Source organism: Pseudoalteromonas sp. bablab_jr011, from assembly GCF_016464045.1.
Classification (GTDB): domain Bacteria; phylum Pseudomonadota; class Gammaproteobacteria; order Enterobacterales; family Alteromonadaceae; genus Pseudoalteromonas; species Pseudoalteromonas lipolytica.
This window is the reverse complement of record NZ_JACDWU010000132.1, coordinates 49,136-74,338: the sequence shown is the minus strand read 5'-3', so window position 1 is coordinate 74,338 and position 25,203 is coordinate 49,136. Positions and strand designations below refer to the sequence as shown.

The following is a 25,203-nucleotide window of genomic DNA, read 5'->3' as shown; positions in this document are numbered from 1 at the left end:
AGAGAGTTATGCCAAGTTATGCAAATCGATATATAAGTAGTTTAACAAGAGAAACGTATGCCCTTATTTTAGCAGGGGGGCGAGGTTCACGTTTACACGAATTAACAGATTGGCGAGCTAAACCGGCGGTGTATTTTGGTGGTAAACACCGGATCATCGACTTTCCGCTGTCGAACTGCATTAACTCGGGCATTCGTCGTGTTGGCATTGCTACACAATATAAATCGCATTCACTGATCCGCCACGTTAATCGTGCATGGGGTCACTTTAAGAAAGAGCTGGGTGAGTCGGTTGAAATCTTGCCAGCGTCACAGCGTTATGGTGATGAATGGTATTGTGGTACAGCTGATGCTGTGTTTCAAAATATGGATATTATTCGTCATGAGCTGCCAAAATACGTCATGATATTATCGGGCGACCATGTATATCGGATGGATTACGGTGGTTTACTCGCAAAGCATGTTGAAAATGGTGCAGACATGACCGTATGTTGTATCGAGGTACCGTGTGAAGAGGCCGCGAATACTTTTGGTGTCATGACTGTGGATGAAAGTAAGCGCGTTCGCCGGTTTGATGAAAAACCTGCGTCGCCAACCTCAGTCCCCGGCAAACCTGGCACGTGCCTCGCTTCAATGGGGAACTATATTTTTAATACTGAGTTTTTATTTGAACAACTGAAAAAAGACGCCGAAACAGAGGGCTCTGGCCGTGACTTTGGTCATGATATCATTCCTGCCATTATTGAAGAGCATAACGTTTTTGCGTATCCGTTTAGAGACCCAGGCTATGATGGACAACCTTATTGGCGTGATGTAGGAACACTTGATTCGTTCTGGGAAGCGAACATGGAGCTGGTTATGCCAGAACCGCAGCTAGATTTATACGACCCTAGCTGGCCTATTTGGACTTACCAAGAGCAACTTCCACCGGCTAAATTTATTTTTGATAATGATGACAGACGAGGTATGGCGGTCGATTCAACAGTGTCTGGCGGGTGTATTATCTCGGGGTCTTTGGTGAGAAAATCGCTATTGTTCTCTAATGTACATGTCCATTCTTATTGTCAAATAGAAGAGTCAGTTATATTACCAGGGGCTAAAATTCAACGTAATTGTCGCATAAAACGCGCGATTATTGATCGTAGCTGCGAGATACCCGCAGGCCTTGAAATAGGCTATGATCATAAAGTTGATAAAGAAAATGGTTTTAGAGTCTCGAAAAAAGGGATTGTCTTAGTGACGCGTGATATGTTGAATGAACTGGCAAAAAAGTTAAAACAACAAGAGCAAGAAAACAAACGCCTTGCTTAAATATGGGTGGGGTGGAAGGTTCTAATATCCCCCCCAGCATAAAAAATAGAAGTAAAAAGGAGTACGGCAAAGCATGCATGTATTGATGGTTGCTGCAGAGAATGATGCATTACCGAATGCAAAAGTAGGTGGTGTTGCCGATGTCGTAAGAGATTGTCCTAAAGCCCTTGTTGAAAAGGGGCTGACAGTTGATGTGGTGATCCCCGATTATGGTTTTCACGATTTAGAGCGTCATAGCCTAGGTGTGGTCAATGTGGCGTTTGCCGGACACATGCAACAACTCGAAGTGTGGCAACTTGCTCACTCTCAGAAAGGGGTTAGACAGCTGGTTATTTCTCATTGGGAATTTAGCCGTCACCATGGCGCTGTTTATTGTAATGACGAGGCAGGTCGCCCATTTGCAACCGATGCCAGTAAATTTGCCTTATTTAATGCCGCTGTGTGCGAAGCCTTATTACAAGGACTCATTTGTAAGCCTGATGTTATTCATTTACATGATTGGCATAGTGCGTGTGTTGCGTTGTTACTTAAAACAGATAGTCGCTATAACGATTTCTCCACCTTATTTTTAGCTTACACCGTACATAACCTTGCTCTGCAAGGGATCCGTCCTTTTAAAGGGGATACTTCGAGTTTAGAAGCGTGGTTTCCAAGCTTGGGTTATGATGGCCAAAAGTTATGCGATCCACGTTACCCTGACTGTTTCAACCCAATGCGCACAGCGATTAACTTGGTTGATAAAATACATTTAGTATCACCCACATATTGCCAAGAGGTGCTAAAACCAAGCGATCCTGTTAATGGCTTTTTTGGCGGAGAAGGGCTCGAGCTTGATTTACAAGCTGCATATCAGCAAGGCCGCGTTGTAGGCATTCTCAACGGGTGTGAGTATCCAGGTGATGAACTATCCGATGTCAGTTTTGCTCATTTATATCAGCACGCTGAGTCGGCACTTTTTCAGTGGATGGCAAAAACGTCTGAGCTTGACTCAGCGCATTATATAGCACATCAGCGTGTGCTTAAGTTTAAAACACAGCCTTTCTCTGGCCCTTTAGTGACGAGTGTTGGGCGATTAACAGATCAAAAAGTGCTTCTGCTTTGTCAGCCGTATGATAAAGCATTAGTGCTAGATGAATTATGCCAGCGTTTAAAGCAACATGATGGGTATATGATTATTCTTGGCTCAGGTGATACTGAACTTGAAAAAGTGATGACCACAGTCATGGCCCGACAGGATAACTTATTATTTTTGAAAGGGTACGCTCATTTTGTTGGCGAGTATTTGTATCATTTAGGCGATCTGTTTTTAATGCCCAGTTCATTTGAACCCTGTGGTATTAGTCAAATGCTCGCCATGCGCGCAGGCCAACCGTGTCTAGTGCATGGTGTCGGTGGACTTCGTGATACTGTGCAGCACCTTGAAACGGGATTTAGTTTTAATGGTGAGAGTTTAACCTCTCAAAGTTACGAACTTATTACTGGTTTTACTGAAGCGCTTGCGCTAAAAAATGCAGATCCTAAAAAGTGGCAAGGAATTTGTGAACAGGCTAAAAATGCGCGTTTCTCGTGGCAATCAGTCGCAGATGGTTATTTATCGTACTTATATCAATAAAAACACCCTGATTCATGGCAATTAAGTGACTTTTATGTCAATTTCCGCTATTAATTACTTAGTGTTATATAAATGATAAAAAGTAGGTAAAGTGGCTGTATTTGTTGCTAGGCAAGCGGTCTTTAATCGTCGTCAACAAGTTGTCGCCTATGAGCTACTATTTCGCGATAGTGAAAAAAACAGTTTTCCAAACGTGTCAGAAAGCACCGCAACGGCACGTCTCATTATGGAAAATCAGCTCAATTTAGGTACCCGCCATATCACGTCGGGCAAAAAAGCATTAATTAATATAGGTCCAGAGTCTTTAAAACTGGATCTATGTGCTTTTTTGCCAACGAAAGATGTCGTTATCGAGCTGCTAGAAACGATGGAGCCTACCGATGAAAACTATGCGTTTTGTCGTGAGTTATTTCATAACAATTATAAACTTGCCTTAGATGACTTCGTGTACCAGCCCGAGTGGGACCGCTTTTTAAAGCTTGTTCGACTTATCAAGTTTGATGTAAAACAAACCCCATTTGAAGAAATTCTACCCGTAGTTAAAAAATTAAAAAAACACAAAAAAATAAAGTTATTAGCAGAAAAGCTCGAAACGGCAGATGATTTTGAAAAAGCCTACGAAATGGGGTTTGACTTTTTTCAAGGCTATTTCTTTGCCAAACCAACCATGATCCAACAGCGTGATATTGATTATAACTACGCATTGGTTTTATCAATTTATGCTGAAGTCATGCGTCCAGACCCCGATATTAGCGAAATAGCGGGGTTATTCTCGCTAGATACTGCTTTAGCTTATAAGCTCTTACGCTTAATAAACAGTGGTGTATTCCCTATAAAAAGTAAAATAGGTTCGTTAAAACAAGCGCTTGTTTATCTTGGTCATGAACGACTGAAAAAGTTTGTTAGCTTAATTATTACTGCACATAGCGCACAAACTAAACCTGCCGAGCTCACGCGGCTTTGTGTTGTAAGAGCTCGATTTTGTGAGCTAATAGCACAGCGTGTGGCTAAGCAGCAAACCGGAGAAGCGTTTTTAACAGGGTTGTTTTCATTACTCGATGCTATTCTTGACCAACCAATGGAAAAGTTGCTTGAACGTTTACCATTTCCAGATGAAATACACAGTGCATTAATGCAAGAAAAGAACATTCTTTATTATATTCTCGAAACAGTTAAAGCCTACGAAACTGGAAGCTGGTGGGCATTAGAACAAGCAGTCGCTTTTTTAACAATAGAAAGCGCAGACCTTCCCAAAATATATGAAAATGCTGTAAATTGGAGCGATAGCTGCAGACAAAATTTATAAGTGATATATGCGCAATATTAATATGGATGTGTTAAGAGGGATTGCGGTACTGGGTTTAATGTTCATGAATGCCTATTACTTTGGTGTTTTTGAGTATGGCTATGTAACAAGTGCAACACCTTCTGTGGCGGATAAGTTTATAAATATTATTAACTTAGTCTTTATTGATGGCCGGTTTCGAACCCTCTTTTGTTTATTGTTTGGCGCAGCACTTACAATTCAATTACAGCGCTGGCAAAGCATAGATGCATTGCATAAGCGTTTAAAAGTATTAGCGTTTATAGGGTTGGCCCATGGGTTTTTACTTTGGGCTGGTGATATTTTATTCATTTATGCATGTGCAGGGTGGTTGGCACTCAAGTTCAGCCATGAGCCGAATGATAAAATAGTAAGAATGGGCATGCTATTTCTGCTACTCGGTGCACTCTCCTCTTTTTTATTGGCATTTATTGAACCTGAACTGCTTCCTGTTACGCGTGACTCTGCGGCTTTTTTAGAGGCATACAATGGAGCATTTTCATCCTATTTAGCGGGCTTTATGAGTAATGTGTTGATGTTTATCATCATGATTATAGCTGTTCCGCTTATTACGCTGTGGATGGCTGGCGGGCTCATGCTGATTGGGATGTATTTGTATAAACAAAAGATCTTCGAAAATGGCCTTACTAGAGAACAGTTAAACTTTATTGTGCCTGCAGCGCTGGGCTTTACCGTTTTACGATTAGCGGTTGAACCAAATACACATGTACTTATGGTCGCATTGGCTGAGCCTTTCTCTTGGTTTGCAGCACTTGCGATGGCAACGTTGTATATTCATATACTCGTAAAATACGTTAAGAATAACCCCGAAAAGTGTTTAGTATTACAACAAGCAGGGCGTATGTCTTTAACCCTTTACTTAATGCAAACCGTGATATTTTTAGTGTGTTTTAAAGTCATGTTCCCTGAGTGGGTGTTGAGTTTTGATCGCATTAATTATTGGCTTCTTATTGCGGGTGTGGTTGTCTTTCAGCTGGTATTTTGCAAAGTATATACTCAACTGTTTCGATACGGTCCGTGTGAGACCGTGTGGCGAAAACTGTCACGATAATTACCCGTATACTATACTTTTAAAAAATAACGTGCTGGAATGAACATGCGGGTTATATTGAGTGTTTTAATACTGCTTTGCTCTTTACCACTTTTTGCTGTAGAGCAATTTTCGGTGCTATTTGTAAATCCCTCGGTAAAAGCGGAGCCTTTTTGGCAAAAAGTCACAGCAGTAATGCAAGCTGCGGCAACACACAGTAACGTCAGGCTTGATATTATTTACGGTGGTGGCAATCGGCATATTCAGCTAGAAGAGCTCAGACACTATCTTAAATACAACGCCACTCCCGACTATGTCGTACTGATTAATTACCCTGGGGGAGCAGAGCAATCAATGAACTTACTTGAAAGTCACAAGATAAAGTTCATCACATTAGAAGAAACCATCCTCGGCGCAGAGCGTCAGCAAATTGGTAAACCCTCAGAGCATTTTAAATATTGGCTCGCAGAGGTTTATCACGATAATTTTGAAGCGGGTATACAATTAGGAAAAGCATTGTTTGATAATGCTAAACAAGCAAAACAAGAACCCAAATTTGTGGCCATTAACGGTCACTATGGGACTGAATCAGATACTCGCAGTAATGGTTTAAGTCACTATTTACGAACCCAACATGTCGAGCTTGAGCAAGTTGTTTATGCAAATTGGAATAAAACCGAAGCCACTGAAAAAGTGCGCCGTCTATTGCATCGTTACCCACAAACGAATGTTATTTGGTGTGCATCGGATTTAATGGCACTGGGCGCACTTGATGCAGTTAAAGAAAAGTCAGGAAAACGCTATTTTATCGGCGGCATAGACTGGCTTGATGACAACTTAAGGTTAATTGAACAAGGGCGCTTAACAGCCAGTGTAGGTGGGCACTTTATGATGGGGGCGTGGGCGTTAATTAGTTTGGTCGATCATCACAATGGTCATCCATATTTGCAAACTCATCATGAAATTAAATTTAAATTAGGCGTGATCACGAACCAAAATGTGACAAGTTACCATTGGCTTAGTGATATCACGGACTGGTCAGTTATTCCATTCGATGCTTTTTTGCTGCGCAATACTCGCAATGCAGAGTATCGGTTTGATTTTGACACATTGCAGACGTTGCTCACCGAAAAACCTGCACTGCATTAAAGCGAGCCGTTAAACGAAGATTAATCTGCCTAGCGTGCTATAGGGTTCTGGTATAAACTAGCGGCTTTAAAATTAAGACAGAAGTGTGCCATGACAGAGTTAAAACGATTAAATAAATTTATCAGTGAAACAGGGTTTTGTTCGCGCAGAGAGGCTGATAAATATATTGAGGAAGGTCGTGTTACTGTTAATGGTAATTTGCCAGAAATGGGTGTTAAAGTCAGTGATGCTGATGAAGTACTTGTTGATGGTAAACCACTCAAAGCCAAACCGAAACGTGTTTATATTGCATATAATAAACCCGTTGGTATTACCTGTACCACTGAGCGAAAAATTCAAAGTAACATCGTAAAAGCGGTTAATTATCCTGAGCGTATTTTCCCAATTGGTCGATTAGACCGCCCATCTGAAGGCTTAATCTTTTTGACCAATGAAGGCGATATCGTTAATAAGATTTTACGAGCGGGCAATAACCACGAAAAAGAATATGTAGTCACTGTCGATAAGCCACTTAATCGTCAGTTTGTAAACAAAATGGCAAATGGTATTCCAATTTTAGATACCGTGACGAAAAAGTGCAAAGTGAAACAAACTGGCCCACAGCAGTTTACTATTGTGTTAACGCAAGGGCTAAATCGTCAAATTCGCCGTATGTGTGAATACCTCGGCTACGAAGTGGTCACGCTTAAACGTACACGTATTATGAATGTGACGTTAAAAGGCTTAAAAGTGGGGCAATGGCGCCATTTAACTGAGCAAGAGATGGCTGAAATTAATAACTCAATTGCAGACTCGGGTAAAACAGAGGAACGTTCAATTGACGATAATAAACAGCCAACTAAGCCAAGAACGCCTCAACCACGTTCAGAAGGCGAGAAAAAACGCGACTTTTCTAGCTATGTTAAAAAAGGCCGCACAGACTCAAAACCAGGCTCGAATAAAGCGAATCAAGGTAAACCTAGGTCAAACCAAATAAAGCGAAGTAGCACAAAACGTACTGGCACATTGAGTTTGAAAAAGTAAACGCTATAACGGCGTTTTGCTCAATTTTATCTTCAACTATTATGTGTTGTTGGTGCTCGCTTCACCAACAACACTGTACTTATCGCTTAACCCCCAATTTTGTACCAGGTATTGCTTATTATATAGTTTTAAGTCGATTTAGATTACGTTCTCGATAACATAGCTGGTGGCAATACCTTAAAACCAGTAGTTGATGACTTTGCTTACCAAGCTATTTTAGATAACTGGGATAGCACTGACTTAACTGAAGTTACCGCTTTTCTAAATCAGTTATGTGATGATCAAGTTACTCAGGTTGCATCGCCACCAAGTAAGATGTTTTTTGAGTTCGACAATATGAACTGGCAATTTACACCTTATGCTGCACTTATGCTGTTAACGCTAAGAGCACATCATGGCCTTGAGAATCCTGGGTTTGGTAATCTTACTTCTTTGCTATTAACGCAGCCTGTAGCGCCTCAAAAAGATGACGTGCTTGAACAGCTCGTAGCTAAATTACATGAGCAAGGCTTTGATGAATTACTTCAACACCGTGAATCTTTGGGGACTGTTGTCAGAAGCTAGTAAACTAGAAAAAGTATCGTTTACATAAAAGCAATCTACCTGATTTACATGGGTAGATTGCGTATCGCTTTTATCATTTTTAATGATGAGCAGGCATTAGAATAGCGTGTGTGATATCTTCGAAACGAATGACATGCCCGCCAAATTCATTTTGAAAGTTTATCGCATCTTGTTCAGTTGCAAAACTGGCCAATGTATTCCCCATAGCGCCTTGTTGAGATGAGCCCGCAACATACCAAGCTTTTCGCGCATTTATAAAGTAATTATCGGCGGGTTTATGCCAGGGTGTTTTACTCATGTCATGTACAAAAATATCGCTTACATTACGTGTGTTTTCAGGTTCTAGGTAGTAACTGAACATATCTCGTGTTGAACAAAACTTATGTATTTTTTTGCCCGAGCCCGAGTTTGTATCAGTTTGCAGTAGTTCAGCCTTCGGGCCTGGAAATTCTGAAATCAACATACCGCATAAATGACATTCATCGGTTGCTTCAATTGCAACTGCTTGGCTGGGTGTTTGTTTAATTTCACTCTCCCCACAGGCACAAAGCATGAATAGAAGTGGCAGTATCGGCAGTAAGGTTTTAACGTTCATTACATTCTCTTTTTAGTAAATAGTGTGATGGCTAAAATTAATGGCAAGATAACCCAGGCAACGAGCACGCAAAGCAACTGAGTAAGCGACAGGCTTGAGCGTATTGCAATAGCAAGAGCCCCGTTTACATCGGCGCTGTCTAAGCCTGCTAGATTCACTAATCTAAAAATATCAGCGGGATTCAACATCATCATAAACGTGAGTGATTGTTGGCTTATACCGTCTTCAGTGCCTACGAGAAGAGCGAGTAAACCGAGATCAAATATGAGTGCGAAAATAAACCAGACGATTAAAGCAGCACCGGCAGCTTTCGACTTTTCACTCACCGAGATACTAATTATGAAGGCAATGGCAATGAAGCTAAGACCTAACATAACGGCACTGGCTATGAATAATGAAAATACGGTAATAATTCCTGTTTGTTGAGTATGGGCATATAAAATGACACCAGATGCACCAAAGCCAATTAAAATTGCCAGTGCAATGATACTTCCTTGCCCTATAAATTTTCCCATTAGTAATTGGGTTTTGTTGATAGGGTAGGTAAGTAATAAGAGTAAGGTGCCACTTTCTAGCTCACCTACAAAGCTGTCGTAACTGAGTAACAAGGCGATTAAGGGAATAAGAAAAACAGCTAAACTTGCTAAGCTTGCTACAGTGGTCGAGGTTGAGGTTAACCCTGTTTCACCTGCGACCGCTGAGCCAAAATAGGTCAGCCCTACTGATAATAAGGCAAAAATAATTGTAATTGAGAGCAACCAACGGTTGCGAAGACCATCGCTAAACTCTTTTGCAGCAACAGTGAAGACTGATTTCATATGCTTCCCTTTTGTGGCGCTTGAGATAAAATTTGTTGATAAACTTGATTTAAATCGGGTTGTTCAATGTGTATATCATCTAAATGACGGTATTTAACGAGCTCGCGGAGAACATTCATTTTATTCTCGTCTTTTACCAATAAATCGGTATCGTGACAGAGTTCAACATGGGTCATTAATTGTGAGTCATTAACGAGTTCAGAAGGGGAAACACCGCGAGTTTTAATGCGTATATCTAAGTTTGCATGTGCGCGTAGACTGGCTAAATTACCGCAAGCAAGTTGTTGCCCTTTACTCAGAATAATCGCACGGTCAATATGGCGCTCAACCCCTGGTAACACATGAGAGCACAGGATAATACTGGTGCCGTGTGCTTTAAGGTTGTCAACTTGTTGGTAAAATTCAGTTGTTGCAACCGGGTCAAGCCCAACCGTTGGTTCATCTAGTAATAGTAATTTAGGTTTACCTAAAAATGCCTGGGCAAGTCCTAAACGTTGACGCATTCCTTTGGAATATGTTTTAACCGCGCGGTTCATTGCCTCTGTTAATCCCACTTGCGCTATTAAATCTTTTGCGTGTTGTTTGTTAAAACCTTTCAGTTTTGCAAAGTAATTGAGTACTTCTATTCCTGTTAAATGCTCATAAAAACTGACATTTTCAGGCAAGTAACCGACTTGGGATCGAATATGCCATGCGGCTTTGGAGTCTGGTTTAGCACCGAGTACATCGACACTGCCATTTGTTGGCGATGTGATACCCAGAATGAGTTTCATCATGGTTGTTTTGCCAGCACCATTATGACCAAAAAGGCCGAGCACTTCACCGGGCGCGAGCTCGCAGCTAAGGTTATTGACTGCTGTGAGACTGCCATAGCTTTTTGTTACTTGGTTCATTGAAACCACGGGCGTGTTAGTCATGTTGTTTGTCCTTGATATCACTCTGCGATTTAATAACATGAGGTGAGTGTGGGGTGCGCATTAATGGGTAGCTGTCTTTAACCCCTGCAGGCTTTAATACAGGAAATTGGCGTTGTACCCAGCGCAGTGTTAATACCGATGGGCTATCCATTAGCATTTTCATTTCTGGGTATTGCCAAACCAATTTATCAATTCCATCGTTGGGTTCAAAGGCAACATCACCCACGCCATCATTATTCATATCCCAGCCTAAATAATTGCTCCAATAGTTACCGCGGCTATCGTGACTCCATTCTTGTTTTTTATTGGAAACGTATTTGACTTGCGTGGGGTTATTTATAAAGCTGTTGCCATATACTTGCGTATGCTCAGAGCCTGCAGTGAGGTGAATACCAATTTCTGTGGTATCAACCACGTTATCGACAATGTTGTTATACGCTGAGTTGTATACAAAAAAACCTTTTCCGTCTCGCCCTAATACTTTATTTTCGGGCTTGGTCCACACATTAGAAATGTGATTGTTTAGGATGTCTGACGAGGTAATAAAATTCATTAGTAACCCATAATCTTCACTGTTAGTCGTTCGATTACCTTGGATCACTAAATTGCGCGAGCTCATTAAGGCATAACCAGCCCGCGTATTGTATGCGTTATTATTGAGTACTTTATTGTCGTGGGAATACATGTAATGAACGCCATAGCGTAGATCATGAAGCGTGTTATTTTCTAATACGTTATCTTGGCTTGATATTATGTACAGGCCATCGCGCGTGTAAGAGACATCATTTCCTTTAACCAGTACATGTTGCACATTGGAGAGCTGAATACCATTGCCGCGATCTGCTGAACGCAGGGCTTTATTGCCAACAATCACGTTATTTAAAACCTGCACATGCTGGCCTTTTTGTAACCAAATACCAAAACCATCGCCTTTAAGGTGGTTATTGGCAATCATTAGTTGCTCTGCTTTTTGATCTGAATAAATACCGGAATGTTGTTCGGTTAAGTTATTTCCCCAATTCACTATCTCGAGATTTTTAATAGAAATATGTGAACTTTTTAACAGTAATGCGTGGCCTTCGCCTAAAGCATCAATGACAGCACCTGTTTCACCAATAAGGTGGATGGCTTTATTGACAACAAAATTTCCTTGGTAAATACCCTTCGTTAAAACAATTGTGTCGCCTGCTTTTGCGCTGTCTAACTGCGCTTGTAAATCATCAGCTGCAGAGAGTCGCGTACTCACTGCCAACGAATAACATGAAAAACAGAGCAGTATTGCTCCACATAAACGGTGTAACCAAATTAACTGCACTCAATAAACCTTCTATTTGTAAAGATAAAGGGTATGGGAAAGTCCCATACCCAAATACAAAGCTTACGCTTCAACTAACATGCGGCCTCGCATTTCCATATGCAGTGCATGACAGAACCAGTTACAGTAGTACCACTGCACACCCGGTTTATCAGCGATAAACGTTATGGATGCCGTTGCTTGCGGTGCAACTTCCATCTGCACACCATGATTAGTCATACAGAAACCGTGTGTCACGTCTTCAACTTGGTCTAAGTTAGTAATAACCACAGTGACTTCGTCACCTAGTTTTACTCTAAACTCAGTCATGCCAAAGCTAGGGGCAATTGAGGTCATGTAGACACGTACTTTTTTGCCGTCTCTCACCACTTTGTTATCAGCGTAAACATTAACACCGTCTGCTTTTGCCATTGCGATAGTCTCGGCAAAGAAAGGATCGTTTCGCTCCCACAGTTTATTTGGCTTCACCTTAGAGCGGTGAACAATGATACAGTCGTGAGGTTCAGCGAAAGTTGGGCCATCGTGAACCAACTTCATTTCATCACCTGAAATATCTATGAGCTGATCATTTTCTGCACGTAATGGCCCGACAGGTAAGAACCTATCTTTTGAGAACTTACACAGTGCAATAAGCCATTTACCATCTGCATCACGGGTTTCACCTTGTGAAGTATGGTTGTGCCCCGGCTGATAGTGAACATCTAGCTTCTGGCGTATGTAGTTCACTTTCTCACCATTGTATGCCTTGATAGCATCTTCAACGCTCCACTTCGCAATTTGGCTGTCGATAAACAGCGTGGTGTAAGCGTTACCACGGTTATCAAATGCGGTATGAAGTGGCCCTAAGCCTAGTTCAGGTTCTGCAACGATGGTGTCGCGAGGCTTAATTTTGTTATCAAATAGGTCATCTAGTTTCTTAATTGAAATCACAGAAACAGTCGGTGATAACTTACCATTAGCAACAAAATAGTCGCCATTGGGTGAGGTATTTAAACCATGTGGTGATTTAGGAACCGGAATGTACGCTGTGAGTGCTGACCCTTTACGGCCATCTAACACTGGGACATTATTGCCATTGTAGGTTTTAAATTTGCCTGCTTTAATGGCGGCTTCGCATCGCGGTAAGTTAAATACAACAACATGGTCACGTTCAGATGAGATCATATCACCGAGTGTGACCCCCATTTCTGAGTTATAACAGGTTGATGCAAAATACTTTCCGTCAAAGTCGGCGTCGGTGTTATCTAAATTACCATCCACCATTACTTGGAATGCGACTTCCATGGTTTCGGCATTAATCACATTAAACAATGAACGATAGGTGCTAATGTCATCCATTGATGCTTTGCCATCGTTGTTCATGGGAATTTCGAATTCGCCATTACAGATCACATATTTAGTGTGTGGAACCTTTTGCACACGCAAGCCATGGATTGCTTGAACATTAGGAACGGTTAGCATTTTATCGGTCTTCATAACATCGCAGCGAATACGTGCTACACGACTGTTGGCCTTGTCGTTAATGAACACATATTTACCGTCGTAACGGCCATCAGTCATACTCATATGTGGATGGTGTGAGTCACCACATTGCAGATGTGCGCTGTCGCCTTTGATGCGTTTAGATTCATTCGTCAGACCCCAGCCTGTTGCGCTGTCGGTATTAAAAACAGGAATACGCATGAGTTCCCGCATTGACGGAATACCTAAAATACGCACTTCCCCCGAGTGGCCTCCACTCCAAAAACCATAATATTCATCTAGTTCACCTGGGTGAACAGTGGCACTGTTACTGCCTGCTTCTGCGGCTTGTGCCTTAGCCATTGATGCGAACATAGTAGCTGACATAGGCGCTGCAACTACACCTGCACCTAATAAAGCACTTTTAGCAAAAAACTTACGTCTGCTTTCGTCTTTCAGCTGTTTTTGTTCTGGGAGCTTTTTCCTATCACTCATGGACTTCCTCCGGTTATTTCATTGTGCTTGGTGATGGGCGTAGTTAGCTAACGTCCACCGTGGGTATTTCTTTTTCCTGAAATTTATTCTTCTTCCTGGCAAGTTTCTTTAGTGGTGGACATTTCTGTTCATTAAAATAGGTGACTTGACAGTCAAGACAGTAGTGACACTCGCGCATATTGATTGAACCATCAGGGTGAATAGCTTGTATTTCGCATTCTTTAGCGCAGGTTTTACATGGCTGACCACACTCAGGCCGACGTTTTAACCAACTAAACAAGCGTAAATTAGAGCCCACAGAGAGCGCTGCGCCTAATGGGCATAAGTAGCGACAAAAGAATTTTCGGTTAAATAAATTAATTACCAGCAAAGACACGGCATACAGCACAAATGGCCATTGTCTATCAAACTTGAGTAAGAAGGTGGTTTTAAATGGTTCAACTTCAGCCATTTGCTCTGCAACAGCCATAGAGTCAAGAGACATGCCGAATAAAGCCAGTAAAATAAGGTACTTAATGGCCCATAAACGTTCATGCACTGCAAAAGGGGGCTCTATTTGCGGCAGCTTCATATAGCGTGCAAATACATTTAGTAGCTCTTGCAAAGCGCCAAATGGACATAACCAACCACAGTATACGGCGCGCCCGAACATCATAATGGTCACCGCTGCAGCACACCAAAGAATGAAAATAACGGGGTCGAGTAAAAATAAATCCCACGAAAAATCAGACATCAGTGCTTGTAAAAAAGTGAATACGTTCACTACAGAGAGTTGTCCGCCCCAGCTCCAGCCGATAAACACCACCACCACGATAAGGAATATGTGTCGGAAATTGTGTAAAAAGGTTGGGTGACGCACCAGAATATCCTGAAATATTAAGGTAGCGACTAATAGAAGCATGAGGAACAGCAGAATAATCACTTCCACTTGCTTGTCTTGCCATACTTGTTGCGTCAGTGATAATTCAGCTTCGGGTTCAGGCATAGCGGGGCGACTGACATATTTATCTAAAGTATGATAATCGCCTTTAAAACTCGTGAATGTGCTGTCGATAGCGCCCATTTGACGGCGTACTAATAGCTCTAATTGCCAATCGGCTCCGGGGTTAAACTCATCGTGAGCGCGTGCGATAAAAATAGACATTTCTTTGAATTTGGGTGCGCCTGTGGCGTAAATATCAGTGACGCGAAAGTGGTCTAAATCGTGGAATGAAATGGTGTCGCCATTTTGCAAAAGTTGAATACGGTCAAAAATACCGCCACGAACGTAGCCTGAGCCTTTAAAAGAATAGCCATTTCCTAGCACAATAAAGGCATGCTCACCGGGGGCTAATTGCGCCATAAGCCATTGGTACTCACTCTCACCAAGTAAGTTTATGCCTATGTGAGGAATATTAGCTTGCGCGTAATAAAGCTCAGCGAACATAGCGCTTTTTTGTTCAGGAGCAGCTGCATCAATGTGTTCTGCTTCTGTGCCTACAAACGCCTCATCAACGGCCTCTCGACTTAGGTACAAGCGGCGAATAGACCCGTCACCCGTTAACGCTTGCCAACTTGCTGGTTGATAAACATCGTGCTTTATAGTGGCCATTGGTAAGCGATTTAAAGCTTCAAGATCAATTATGTTTAAACGTGCGGCGATTTTTTTTGCTGACTTAGTTACCGCATCATTCATGACCATGACAGTGACTGTGGCACCAGAAAGTCCATCAATGTTGACGATATTATCTGAGCTGCTGCCTCCTACTTTAAGGCGATCGCTAACATGTAAGCCCGTGTATTGATCAGTAAACTCCCATAGTTTTGATTCTGGGATACCCGTTAAAATAATCGGCTCGTGATGCTCTAATACTTTCACCCCTAAATAATTACCTTGGGGGTCAATGGCAACGAGCATATTCACTGGCTCGCCCGAATAAGCTGGAATTTTGGCAATATCATTGGTTTCAAAAGCGTAGCCCAGTACGTTTTTGTCTTGATAAACGACCCATGCGAAAGGCGCACTTTCGTCGTTAGATATCCGCTGTTTTTCACCAATATGTGTCGCTTGAGGAAAAATTTCCTCAATGAATGGCATGGGATCTTTTGGTGGGCTTACAAACACCGCCTCGCAGGGTAATGTAAGTATAAATAACATCATCGCGCAGAGGTACAAAAGCCAGGTTGATTTTATATTCATAACAGCACCAACAATTCCTTATAAATGGCTTTATTTAGGAAAGTTATATTGTTTTATTTTTCTCATTAATAACCTTACTCTTCTTTACAATAATTTTAGTGACCTTGATCAATTTTTGACTAGATAACATTTAACTACATGTGTTTTTCGAGTGGAGTTAATGTGTTACAGAAAATTTAATAATTAATTTAAGTATAAATTTTAGAGAGATGATATACCTAGTAAGGAGTACCTAACTAAGGGTAGTGTAAGGGGTATTTTTTAGTACGTTAGGGTTAGTCTTGATTTTATAAATAAACTGGTAAAGAAGGATTAATCGGTTTTTAAATTTGTTTTTTTATTCATGTCTTTGTATTTTTAATTACATGTAAATAGCGGTTGAATGGTTTTTATTATTTATTTAAATGCAATACTTTGGTGTGTTTAACCCTATTTATGGCGTTTTTTATTGGTGGAAAAATCACTGTTTAAGTGTGTTTAAAATACATTCACACATACCATGTATATACATTTTTAGGTAATTAAAGACAGTCGTACCGCATGATTAAAAAGGGGGAGGATGAACACCAAAAAGCGGTTTATTTCACCGTCAGCCATGCTCTTTAACAGCCTGCGGTCAGATAACCTGCTTGAACAATAAGAAACGGCATGCCTTGGCGGCAGTGATTACAACATAGTGCCTGTTTCATCAATACCACATGCTATAGACTCAATTTTCTTCGTGAGAATATTTAACGTGATGGCTATGAGTAAGCGCTGATTGAAAATGCTGCTTTGTAACTGACGCGATTGACGTTAAATTAAAAGATAAGCAGTGCATGCCCAATATCGCTGATTTGAATAAAACACTCATTTAGCACCGTGTACCTTCGTCGGGCTAGACTATTAAACAGTATGGGTATTTTGTGCTGGTAATGGGCAAGAGAACGCTCAGTGTTTAATCCATTGTGTAGTAAAGAAATAGCAATTTTTGATAAAAGTATGGGTAAATACCGATTTTAAAATAACAATCAACAACACTCTATAAAACAGGAACGACAAATGTACACAGGAATTAGTCAGATTACTCGTGCTTTACATGCATTCGCATTAAGTGTTTTTTTAGCCGCTTTATGCTTTACAGTTAACGTGTCTGCAAAAGAAAATACCCCACTCTCTGAACAAAGAAATCAACAACTAAAAAACCTTGTTCAACAAAGTACAATCCCGCAATTAATTCAGGCAATGAAAGAAAAACAGCTCACAGCAACTGAATTAACACAGTTTTTTATTCAGCAAATCGATGAGCTCAATCCTCAATTAAATGCTGTGGTTGCAATGAACCCCGATGCTATAAGCATAGCTATGCAACTTGATGAAGCGCTTAGTCATGGTAAGTTACGCGGCCCTTTGCATGGCATACCAATTTTAGTAAAAGATAATATCGAAACTGAGACTATGCCTACAACGGCAGGCTCGTTAGCATTAAAAGATAATTTTACGCACAGAGATGCGCCAATTATTGCCAAACTTAAACGTGCAGGGGCCATTATTTTAGGCAAAACAAATTTAAGTGAATGGGCCAATATGCGCTCTGAACGTTCATCGTCTGGGTGGAGTGCGATTGGGGGGCAAACGCGTAATCCCCATGATTTAAATCGTTCTACGTGCGGGTCTAGTTCAGGCTCTGGTGCTGCTGTTGCCGCCTTTTTAAGTGTTGCTGCGATTGGAACTGAAACAAATGGCTCTATTACGTGTCCGTCTTCTGCAAATGGTATTGTGGGTATAAAGCCCACGGTAGGTTTATTGAGCCGCCATGGCATTGTGCCTATTTCTCATACGCAAGATACAGCGGGGCCTATGACACGCTCGGTAATTGACGCGGCCATTTTACTGTCAGTTATGCAAGGTTTTGATGAAAAAGATCCCGCAACAAACATCGCAAAAGGGCACCTTAATTATGACTATACGCCAGAGCAAAGTGCCATCTCATTAAAAGGCAAGCGTTTAGGTGTACTGTATGCTGCGCCACTTGCTCATGAGCAAGTTGAGTCACTTTTTAACCAGACTAAACAGATGCTCGAACAAGAAGGTGCTTTATTAGTTGAGGGGTTATCGACAGAGCCATATGATCATTTTTATCAAGATAGTTATGATGTTTTACTCTATGAGTTTAAAGCGACTTTAAATGACTACCTTGCTCAACTGCCAAACGAATATAAATCGCTGACACTAGAAAAGTTGATCCAGTTTAATCAAGCTCACGCTACTAAGGAGATGCCTTACTTTCAACAAGAAATATTTGAAAAGTCGCAGCAAAAAGCAACGTTAACCGACCAGAAGTATTTAACAGCATTACAAAAAGTGCATCAAGCAACCAGAGCAGATGGCTTAGATAAAATGCTTAAAGAACACAATCTTGATGCAATTATTACTGTGACTTTAACACCCGCGTGGTCAATAGACCGTATCAATGGGGATCACTTCACGGGCAGCTTTTCTACTTACCCGGCTGTATCTGGCTACCCTCATTTAACGCTGCCTATGGGTAAAGTGCATCATATGCCCGTTGGACTTTCTATTACGGGTGGTGCGTTGAGTGAAAAAGAGTTGATTGCAATTGCGCATCGGTTAGAGCAATTGATTGGATACAAATACAATTAATTTTTAGTGCCTCCCCTGAAAATATCCTTTCAGGGGAGGCACAAATACAAGAGTACTTAATTGCTGTGGCGTTGTTTAGGTACTTTAATTTTAAACAACAGTGTATAAAGCACTGGCACGACAATAAGCGTCAGTACTGTCGCAAAACCAAGCCCAAACATGATTGTGACCGCCATTGATTGGAAGAATACGTCAAATAAAAGTGGGATCATTCCTAAAATAGTCGTGATTGCTGCCATAGCGACTGGGCGCACACGACTAACGCCTGAATCGAACACGGCTTGATAAGGCTCTTTTCCGCTATCGAGTTCGAGGTTAATTTGATCCACTAATACGATGCCGTTTTTAATCAACATGCCGCTTAAGCTCAGTAAACCAAGCAGTGCCATAAAGCTAAACGCTGCATTCATTAATAACAAACCTGCCGATACACCAATGATTGCCAGAGGCACTGTGGCCCAAATAACCAGTGGTTTTTTAACTGAGTTAAACAGCAATACAGTAATTGCAAACATTGCCAAGTAACCAAGCGGTAATGAGCCAAAAATTGCTTTTTGTGCTTTGCTTGCTGATTCAAACTCACCGCCCCATTGCAACTCATAGCCGTGTGGCAGGTCAATCGCTTCAATATCTTTGCGGACACGGGCAAACAGCTTCGCAGGTGTTTCATCACCAATCACATCATGGTCTGCCATGACAGTGATAGTGCGTTTTCGGTCACGGCGCATAATTAAACTGTCTTCCCATTCAACAACAAAGTCATCAACTACTTGCGTAACTGGCACAAAGACTCCCAATACAGGGCTGTATATTTGTAAGTCGCGCAGGCTTTCGACATTTAACCGCTCTTCTGCAGGCGAGCGTGCAATAATGGGCAGCATTTGCGTGCCGTCTTTATACACGCCGACCTGTTTACCCGATAAGCTTGTTAATAAAAGCTGATCAAGATCAGACTTAGCAATCCCTAAACGGCGTGCTTTTTGTTCGTTGAACTGCGGACGAATAAGTTTAGAGCGAGCACGCCAATCATCACGAATATTAAAGGCACCAGCGTCTTGATGAAGAATGTCTTTTGCTTGCTTAGCGAGCTGACGCAGTACGACAGGATCAGCGCCTGAAAAGCGCGCTTCAATTTTTGCATCGGTCGATGGCCCAATTTCCATGCGTTTAACTTTAAGCTGCGCATCGAGAACATGTTCATGTTGGTAGTCGCGCACTTTTTTGATCATGGCTTTCACGGCCTCACGATCTTGTACACGAATAATCAACTGTCCATAAGCTGGGTATGACTTTTCTGGCGCGTATGTCAGCATAAAGCGAGGAGCACCTTGGCCAACCGTGGTGGTCACTTCTTCAACGAGAGGGTCGGCTTGTAGAAACGCTTCAAGTTTTGCTACCCCGTCCATCGTGGTATGAATATCGGCACCTTGAGTATGCCAGTAATCGACATAAAACATGGGGGTGTTCGAGGCCGGAAAGAATGATTGCTTAATAAACTTAAAGCCAAATACCGCACTAACGAGCATGATCACCATGAGCAATAAGGTGGTTTTACGGTAACGCATTGCGCAATGCAAAACACCTTTATACACATTGAAGATGATACCTTGATAAGGGTCTTCATCGTGGTGAGGCTGTTTTTCCGTAGCTTGTTTAAACATTAAGTCAGCAAAGAAAGGCGTGAGTGTAATTGCCGTAATCCAACTGAGTAATAACGAAATAAACAACACCCAAAATAAGCTACCTGCAAACTCACCACTGGCATCCGAGCTTAAACCAATTGGGGCAAATGCGGTAACCGCAATCACAGTTGCACCCAATAACGGCCATTTAGTTTGATCAACAATATTGGTTGCAGCTTGTAGTTTAGTTTGCCCACGCTTTAAGTTAATAAGAATACCTTCGGTAACAACAATCGCGTTATCAACCAGCATACCGAGCGCAATGATCAGAGCGCCGAGCGAAATCCGCTGCAAATCAATGGCAAATAGCTTCATAAAGATAAAGGTGCCGAGTACGGTTAGGAGTAAAATGACACCTATTAGTACACCGCTTTTAAAGCCCATAAATACCAGCAACACCACAATGACGATAGCAACGGCTTCAAGTAAGCTAATAATAAAACCACTGACTGACTTTTCGACTTCTGCTGGCTGATTATAAACACTATTAATCTCTATACCGTGTGGGCGTTGGTATTCTAACGAAGCTAAATGCGCGTCTATTTTAGCGCCCACATCAACCACGTTTACACCTGTGCTGAACGACACGCCTACAAGGAGTGCTTGCTGCTGATTAAAGCGAATAATGTTATTTGGTACTTCTGCGTACTCTCTAAATACCGTTGCAACATCACCTAAATATATAAGCTCGTTTTCACCCGGCTTTGAAATTAATAGGTTTTCAAGCTCTTTAACGTCTTTAAATTCACCGGTGGGGTGTAAACGAATTGATTCATCGCCAACCCGTACTTTCCCCGCGTTAGAAACACTATTTTGGGTTTGCAAAAGCTGGTAAATACGGTCTGGCGAAATACCTAATTGTGCTAATTTTCGGGTTGAAATTTCAACCATTACCTGTGCTTGTTGCTCACCGCCAACGGTTACTTTGCTTACGCCATCAACCAGCACTAACTCACGCTTTAAATAATCAACGTAGTCTTTTAACTCATCATACGAATAGCCATCACCTGTCACGGCATACATCACACCGTAAACATCACCAAAATCATCCATAATTTTACTTGGGTAAACACCCGAAGGCATTGCTGCGGCTTGGTCGTTAATTTTACGGCGCAATTCATCCCAAATTTGGCGAAGGTCTTGTTTGCGGTAATTACTTTTCATCTCAACGGTAATTTGTGATTTACCGGGCGACGAAATACTGGTGACATAATCAACATAGGGTAATTGTTGAATTGCATTTTCAATTGGAAAAGTAACTTCTTCTTCAACTTGTTGTGGTGAGGCACCTGGGTACAGAGTGATCACCATTGCTTTTTTCAAAGTGAACTCAGGGTCTTCAAGTTGCCCTAAACCAAAATAAGCCACGGTGCCGCCTATTAGCAAAAACAGTGCGAACATCCAGCTTATAACTTTTCGCTCAATAGCAAGTGCAGCAAAGCTCATTATAAGCCTCGCTCTTTTTGCCATGGACGTACTTTCATGCCTTCCTCTAAGGAATGCACACCTGCAGCAACCACCATTTGACCTTGCTCAATACCTGAAAGCACTTCAATACCGTTGCGGTGTAATTGGCCCACTTTAACCGCTTTTTTATGAACTAAACCGGTGTTTTCGTCATACAGCCATACATAGCTATTATTTTTTTCAGACTCTGTAGGCTCTGAAAACACTGCCTCAACAGGCAGCAGAATATACGCTGATTGCGAGTGGGTGATTTTACTTAAATCAATATCAACACGGCCTGTCATTCCCGCAAGAAGATTAAAGTCTTCAGGCACTGGCAGCGAAAACACCACTTTGTATGTAAGGGTGGTTGGGTCAGCTTGGGTATCAAATTCTTTTACGGTGAGTTGGTACGACTTGTCTGGGTAGCCATCAAAAATAACATCAGGTTGGTAGTCAACGTCTTTATCAATGCGAGCAATGAGTTTTTCAGGCACTTGGATAACCACATCCATTAAGTCGCGGGTTTCAAGACGTAATATGTTTTGCTTTGCTTGGATATTTTCAAAGTTCTTCACAAAAACTTTTGCCACAGTCCCCGCAAAAGGAGCGCGAAGTTCACTGTTATCTAAATTGGTTTTTGCAATTTTTAAAGCAGACTCTGCCACTTGCTTATTTGCCAGTGCTTGGTCTAGCTCTGCTTGGCTTGCGATGGAGCGATCAAATAGCTTTTGAACGCGTTCAAGTTGCGAGTCAGCAAGCTCAAAACGTGCTTTTCGCTCTTCGTACTGAAGTTGAAAATCTTCTGGATCAAGTTTGGCAAGAAGTTGGCCTTTTTCAACATGTTGGCCAGCAAGTGCAGGAAACTCAAGTAATTCACCATTAACCCTAAAGGCTAAGTAAGACCCTTGGTTGGCAACGACTTCTGCAGGAAAACTACGAATAGCCTGATCTGACTGACTGTTGGTATTGAAAAGTTTAACAGGGCGTATGACCGGCTCAGCGTTGCTTTGCGCAGTTTGCTCTGTACATGCCGCAAGTGACCATAATACAGTGGTGAATAACACGGCGGATGCCAATCTCATTGTCTTCTCCATAGATATGAAAGCATAAATTTGCTGCAGGATACGCTGCAAAGATATAAAATAAAAATTATTAAATTTTAGAAACATCATTAATTTTATTAATAGGGTTTGCGGTTAATGAATTTAAATCAATTAATTATTTTAGATGCTATCGTGCAAAGCTCTAGTTTGAGCCAAGCGGCGGTAAAGCTTCATAAAACACAACCCGCCCTTACAATTGCCATCAAGAAGCTAGAGTCTGAACTAGGCTTTGAGTTATTAGACCGTGCACACTACCGATTACATTTGACTGAAAAAGGGCGTATTTTTTATCGAGAGGCGCGTCAGTTGCTTAATGCTAACAGTGAGTTAAGTTCGTTAGCTAAAGAGCTTGCACTCGGTAATGAAGCTAATTACCGAATTTGTTACGAGCAGCTGTGCCATCAACATAGTTATAACCAAGTCATTAGCCACACTTTCAAGCGCTTTTCGAGCACCGAGTTTAGTATTTCGTCTGGTAAACGCTTTGTTTCGCTAGAGCAAGTAAATAGCCATCAAGCAGATTTAGGAATTGGCCCATGGTTTGATTTGTTTCATGCGACGGGTGATCTAGAAAGTTTACCCATTGGTAAATTTGACATTGGCATTGTGAGTGCGCCAGGTGTCGTGCCAGCGGAAATTAGCTTTGCCGACATTCAAAATTACCCGTGTCTGGCAATGTTTGAGAGTGACTTAAGTTTTGATAGCGACAGACTCTCTTATACGCTAGGGTCTGCCTTGATGAAAATTGATGATATAACCAGTGTTAAATCGTTTTTGCTTTCTGGGGCAGGGTGGGCAATGATCAGTTTACAGCACTGTCAAAGTGAAATAGAAGCAGGTCTTTTACAGCAAATAAAAATTACAGATAGAGAGCATCAATTTGGCGCAGAAATTCGCGTATTTAGACAGCACTCCGTGCACCATGGCCCGGTTGCGAGGGCTATTTGGCAGGCATTTAGTGAAGTAAGTAAACAGTATTTGGATTCAATTCGTGCAACAAGCAACTAAAGAAGAACTTATTTATACGGTTATAGCCTCTATTCCAGAGGGAAAAGTAGCCAGCTACGGGCAGGTAGCTGGTCTTGCTGGTTATCCTAATAATGCAAGACTGGTGGGACGATTATTAAAAATGATGCCAAGCGATTCTAAAATTCCATGGCATCGGGTGGTCAATAGTCAGGGCAAAATATCCTTTCCTGAAGGCACACCTAAACATTGTGAGCAACGTCAAAAACTGATAATAGAGGGTGTCACCTTTAACAAGTCAAAAATTAATATGCGTATACATCAATGGGACTAAGCCACTACGCCCGCTATAAATTTATAAACCCGCCTCAATACACGTATAAACTAATAGATAGGTAGTGACATACGCAGCCGATAAGTACAAATACATGCCATATAGCGTGACTGTAATGTCGCGTTTTAGCGCTGTAAAAGAAAGTTCCCAAGCTATAAGCAATGCCGCCTGCGAGTAACCACCACAACGCACTTGGGTCAAGATTCAAATATAAAGGGTAAACAAGAGCAAGTGCAAACCAACCCATCAATAAGTATGTTGTGAGCGATATTTTTTTATTGGTATGCTTTACAAGCAACTTATAAATTACCCCGCCAATGGCTAAAGACCAAATAAACACTAATGCGGCCACTGCCCACGCGCCCGACAACGAAATAACTAAATAAGGCGTGTAGGTACCCGCAATCAGTAAGTAAATTGCACAGTGGTCACACTTTTTATAAATAGCACGCAGGCGCTCTTTTGTACTTGCGTGGTAGAGCGTTGAGGCTAAAAAAAGTACCAATAAGCTTGAGCCATACACAACAGCACTCACGGTGGCTGACATTGCGTTTGATTGTGACACTAAGTCCCACAGTACATACACAGAAAATAGGACACCTAAGCCATGTGTGAGCACATTAAGTTGTTCTTCTTGGCGTGAATAAGGAAGCGCAGTTGTCATAGACCATCTAATAAAAATGAATTAAAAAACAATTTCAGTGTACAAGTGTACGCTGAATTTATCAACGCTTATTTTTTCACTAAAAGTTGGTTAAAAAAATAAATTTTATTGGTTTTATTAACCAATGCTGAATAAGTGTAAAAATAAATTACCTAAAAAATTTATTTAAAAACAAGTTCTTATAAATTATTTTCATGATGGCACAACCTTTGATTATGTAATTACGACTAATTACTTAAAGAGACAAGGAATATCATTATGAATAACTCACTAAAACTTACGACTGCTGCGTTACTTGTATTAGGGTCTGCTCAAGCAAGTGCTACTGACTTTGAATTAGACATTAGTAACACCATCACACAAACCATTAAAAGCTATGTTCAACAAGCAAGTATAGAGCTTAAGCAAAGTGTGAATAAAAGCATTGAGTTTGATGCTCAAAAATTACTTGAAAGTTACATGGGTGATGCGGACACCGCTTCAAAAGAAGCCGTAACGTTGGCTGCAAAAACATCTGAAGTAACTAACAAGCAGTAAGGAGGCAGGACA

20 protein-coding genes are annotated in these 25,203 nt (G+C 41.4%); 11 read left to right on the top strand and 9 right to left on the bottom strand.

Going from position 1 to position 25,203, the window contains the following annotated elements; all coding sequences use genetic code 11:
• Positions 1-8: 8 nt before the first annotated feature.
• From glgC to JIG41_RS05775, 7 genes are all read left to right on the top strand, one after another.
• Positions 9-1,310, top strand: coding sequence for a glucose-1-phosphate adenylyltransferase (gene glgC / locus JIG41_RS05805; protein WP_199524407.1), 1,302 nt, complete (start codon positions 9-11; stop codon positions 1,308-1,310).
• A gap of 73 nt (positions 1,311-1,383) precedes the next feature.
• Positions 1,384-2,922 carry a glycogen synthase gene (locus JIG41_RS05800; protein WP_065979029.1) on the top strand — a complete coding sequence of 513 codons (1,539 nt, stop codon included), beginning with the start codon at positions 1,384-1,386 and terminating at the stop codon, positions 2,920-2,922.
• 91 nt (positions 2,923-3,013) lie between these two features.
• Positions 3,014-4,228, top strand: coding sequence for an EAL and HDOD domain-containing protein (locus tag JIG41_RS05795; RefSeq protein ID WP_036972050.1), 1,215 nt, complete (start codon positions 3,014-3,016; stop codon positions 4,226-4,228).
• 7 nt (positions 4,229-4,235) lie between these two features.
• Complete coding sequence (locus tag JIG41_RS05790; protein ID WP_199524406.1) at positions 4,236-5,318, top strand: DUF418 domain-containing protein; 1,083 nt, start codon at positions 4,236-4,238, stop codon at positions 5,316-5,318.
• Positions 5,319-5,357: 39 nt separating this feature from the next.
• Complete coding sequence (locus JIG41_RS05785; RefSeq protein ID WP_036972048.1) at positions 5,358-6,446, top strand: ABC transporter substrate-binding protein; 1,089 nt, start codon at positions 5,358-5,360, stop codon at positions 6,444-6,446.
• Positions 6,447-6,536: 90 nt separating this feature from the next.
• Positions 6,537-7,469, top strand: coding sequence for a 23S rRNA pseudouridine(2604) synthase RluF (rluF, locus tag JIG41_RS05780; protein ID WP_036972045.1), 933 nt, complete (start codon positions 6,537-6,539; stop codon positions 7,467-7,469).
• Positions 7,470-7,805: 336 nt separating this feature from the next.
• Positions 7,806-8,033 (top strand): hypothetical protein, encoded by a 228-nt coding sequence (locus JIG41_RS05775; protein WP_199524405.1) that lies wholly within the window; start codon positions 7,806-7,808, stop codon positions 8,031-8,033.
• Between the two features lie 79 nt (positions 8,034-8,112).
• Here JIG41_RS05775 and JIG41_RS05770 read toward each other — a convergent pair whose 3' ends face one another.
• From JIG41_RS05770 to nosR, 6 genes are all read right to left on the bottom strand, one after another.
• Positions 8,113-8,628, bottom strand: a complete 516-nt coding sequence (locus tag JIG41_RS05770) for a nitrous oxide reductase accessory protein NosL (RefSeq protein WP_199524404.1) — start codon at positions 8,626-8,628, stop codon at positions 8,113-8,115.
• Positions 8,628-9,446 (bottom strand): ABC transporter permease, encoded by an 819-nt coding sequence (locus JIG41_RS05765; RefSeq protein ID WP_199524403.1) that lies wholly within the window; start codon positions 9,444-9,446, stop codon positions 8,628-8,630. Before JIG41_RS05765 ends, JIG41_RS05770 begins: the two co-directional genes overlap by 1 nt.
• Positions 9,443-10,363, bottom strand: coding sequence for an ABC transporter ATP-binding protein (locus JIG41_RS05760; protein WP_036972038.1), 921 nt, complete (start codon positions 10,361-10,363; stop codon positions 9,443-9,445). Before JIG41_RS05760 ends, JIG41_RS05765 begins: the two co-directional genes overlap by 4 nt.
• On the bottom strand, positions 10,356-11,669 hold the full coding sequence (locus JIG41_RS05755) for a nitrous oxide reductase family maturation protein NosD (RefSeq protein WP_199524427.1): 1,314 nt from the start codon (positions 11,667-11,669) through the stop codon (positions 10,356-10,358). Before JIG41_RS05755 ends, JIG41_RS05760 begins: the two co-directional genes overlap by 8 nt.
• Positions 11,670-11,741: 72 nt before the next feature.
• Positions 11,742-13,634, bottom strand: a complete 1,893-nt coding sequence (nosZ, locus tag JIG41_RS05750) for a TAT-dependent nitrous-oxide reductase (protein ID WP_182396519.1) — start codon at positions 13,632-13,634, stop codon at positions 11,742-11,744.
• A gap of 43 nt (positions 13,635-13,677) precedes the next feature.
• Positions 13,678-15,813 carry a transcriptional regulator NosR gene (nosR, locus tag JIG41_RS05745; RefSeq protein WP_409372716.1) on the bottom strand — a complete coding sequence of 712 codons (2,136 nt, stop codon included), beginning with the start codon at positions 15,811-15,813 and terminating at the stop codon, positions 13,678-13,680.
• A gap of 1,041 nt (positions 15,814-16,854) precedes the next feature.
• Between nosR and JIG41_RS05740 the strand changes: the two genes are divergently transcribed.
• The gene (locus JIG41_RS05740; protein ID WP_199524402.1) at positions 16,855-18,456 is read left to right on the top strand and encodes an amidase; all 1,602 of its coding nucleotides are present in this window, start codon (positions 16,855-16,857) and stop codon (positions 18,454-18,456) included.
• Positions 18,457-18,512: 56 nt separating this feature from the next.
• Here the strand turns inward: JIG41_RS05740 and JIG41_RS05735 are convergent, their stop codons facing one another.
• Together JIG41_RS05735 and JIG41_RS05730 are read right to left on the bottom strand one after the other, a co-directional pair.
• The gene (locus JIG41_RS05735; protein WP_118844865.1) at positions 18,513-21,584 is read right to left on the bottom strand and encodes an efflux RND transporter permease subunit; all 3,072 of its coding nucleotides are present in this window, start codon (positions 21,582-21,584) and stop codon (positions 18,513-18,515) included.
• Positions 21,584-22,669 carry an efflux RND transporter periplasmic adaptor subunit gene (locus JIG41_RS05730; RefSeq protein WP_036972034.1) on the bottom strand — a complete coding sequence of 362 codons (1,086 nt, stop codon included), beginning with the start codon at positions 22,667-22,669 and terminating at the stop codon, positions 21,584-21,586. The genes JIG41_RS05735 and JIG41_RS05730 overlap by 1 nt, the downstream gene beginning before the upstream one ends.
• A gap of 117 nt (positions 22,670-22,786) precedes the next feature.
• Here JIG41_RS05730 and JIG41_RS05725 point away from each other — a divergent pair, with 117 nt between their 5' ends.
• Both JIG41_RS05725 and JIG41_RS05720 read left to right on the top strand, forming a co-directional pair.
• The gene (locus JIG41_RS05725; RefSeq protein ID WP_065979037.1) at positions 22,787-23,698 is read left to right on the top strand and encodes a LysR family transcriptional regulator; all 912 of its coding nucleotides are present in this window, start codon (positions 22,787-22,789) and stop codon (positions 23,696-23,698) included.
• The gene (locus JIG41_RS05720) at positions 23,682-23,990 is read left to right on the top strand and encodes an MGMT family protein (RefSeq protein WP_036972032.1); all 309 of its coding nucleotides are present in this window, start codon (positions 23,682-23,684) and stop codon (positions 23,988-23,990) included. Before JIG41_RS05725 ends, JIG41_RS05720 begins: the two co-directional genes overlap by 17 nt.
• A 34-nt stretch (positions 23,991-24,024) precedes the next feature.
• Here the strand turns inward: JIG41_RS05720 and trhA are convergent, their stop codons facing one another.
• Positions 24,025-24,654 (bottom strand): PAQR family membrane homeostasis protein TrhA, encoded by a 630-nt coding sequence (trhA, locus tag JIG41_RS05715; RefSeq protein ID WP_036972031.1) that lies wholly within the window; start codon positions 24,652-24,654, stop codon positions 24,025-24,027.
• A gap of 258 nt (positions 24,655-24,912) precedes the next feature.
• Here trhA and JIG41_RS05710 point away from each other — a divergent pair, with 258 nt between their 5' ends.
• Positions 24,913-25,191, top strand: coding sequence for a hypothetical protein (locus tag JIG41_RS05710; RefSeq protein WP_051501856.1), 279 nt, complete (start codon positions 24,913-24,915; stop codon positions 25,189-25,191).
• The last annotated feature ends 12 nt before the right edge of the window (positions 25,192-25,203 follow it).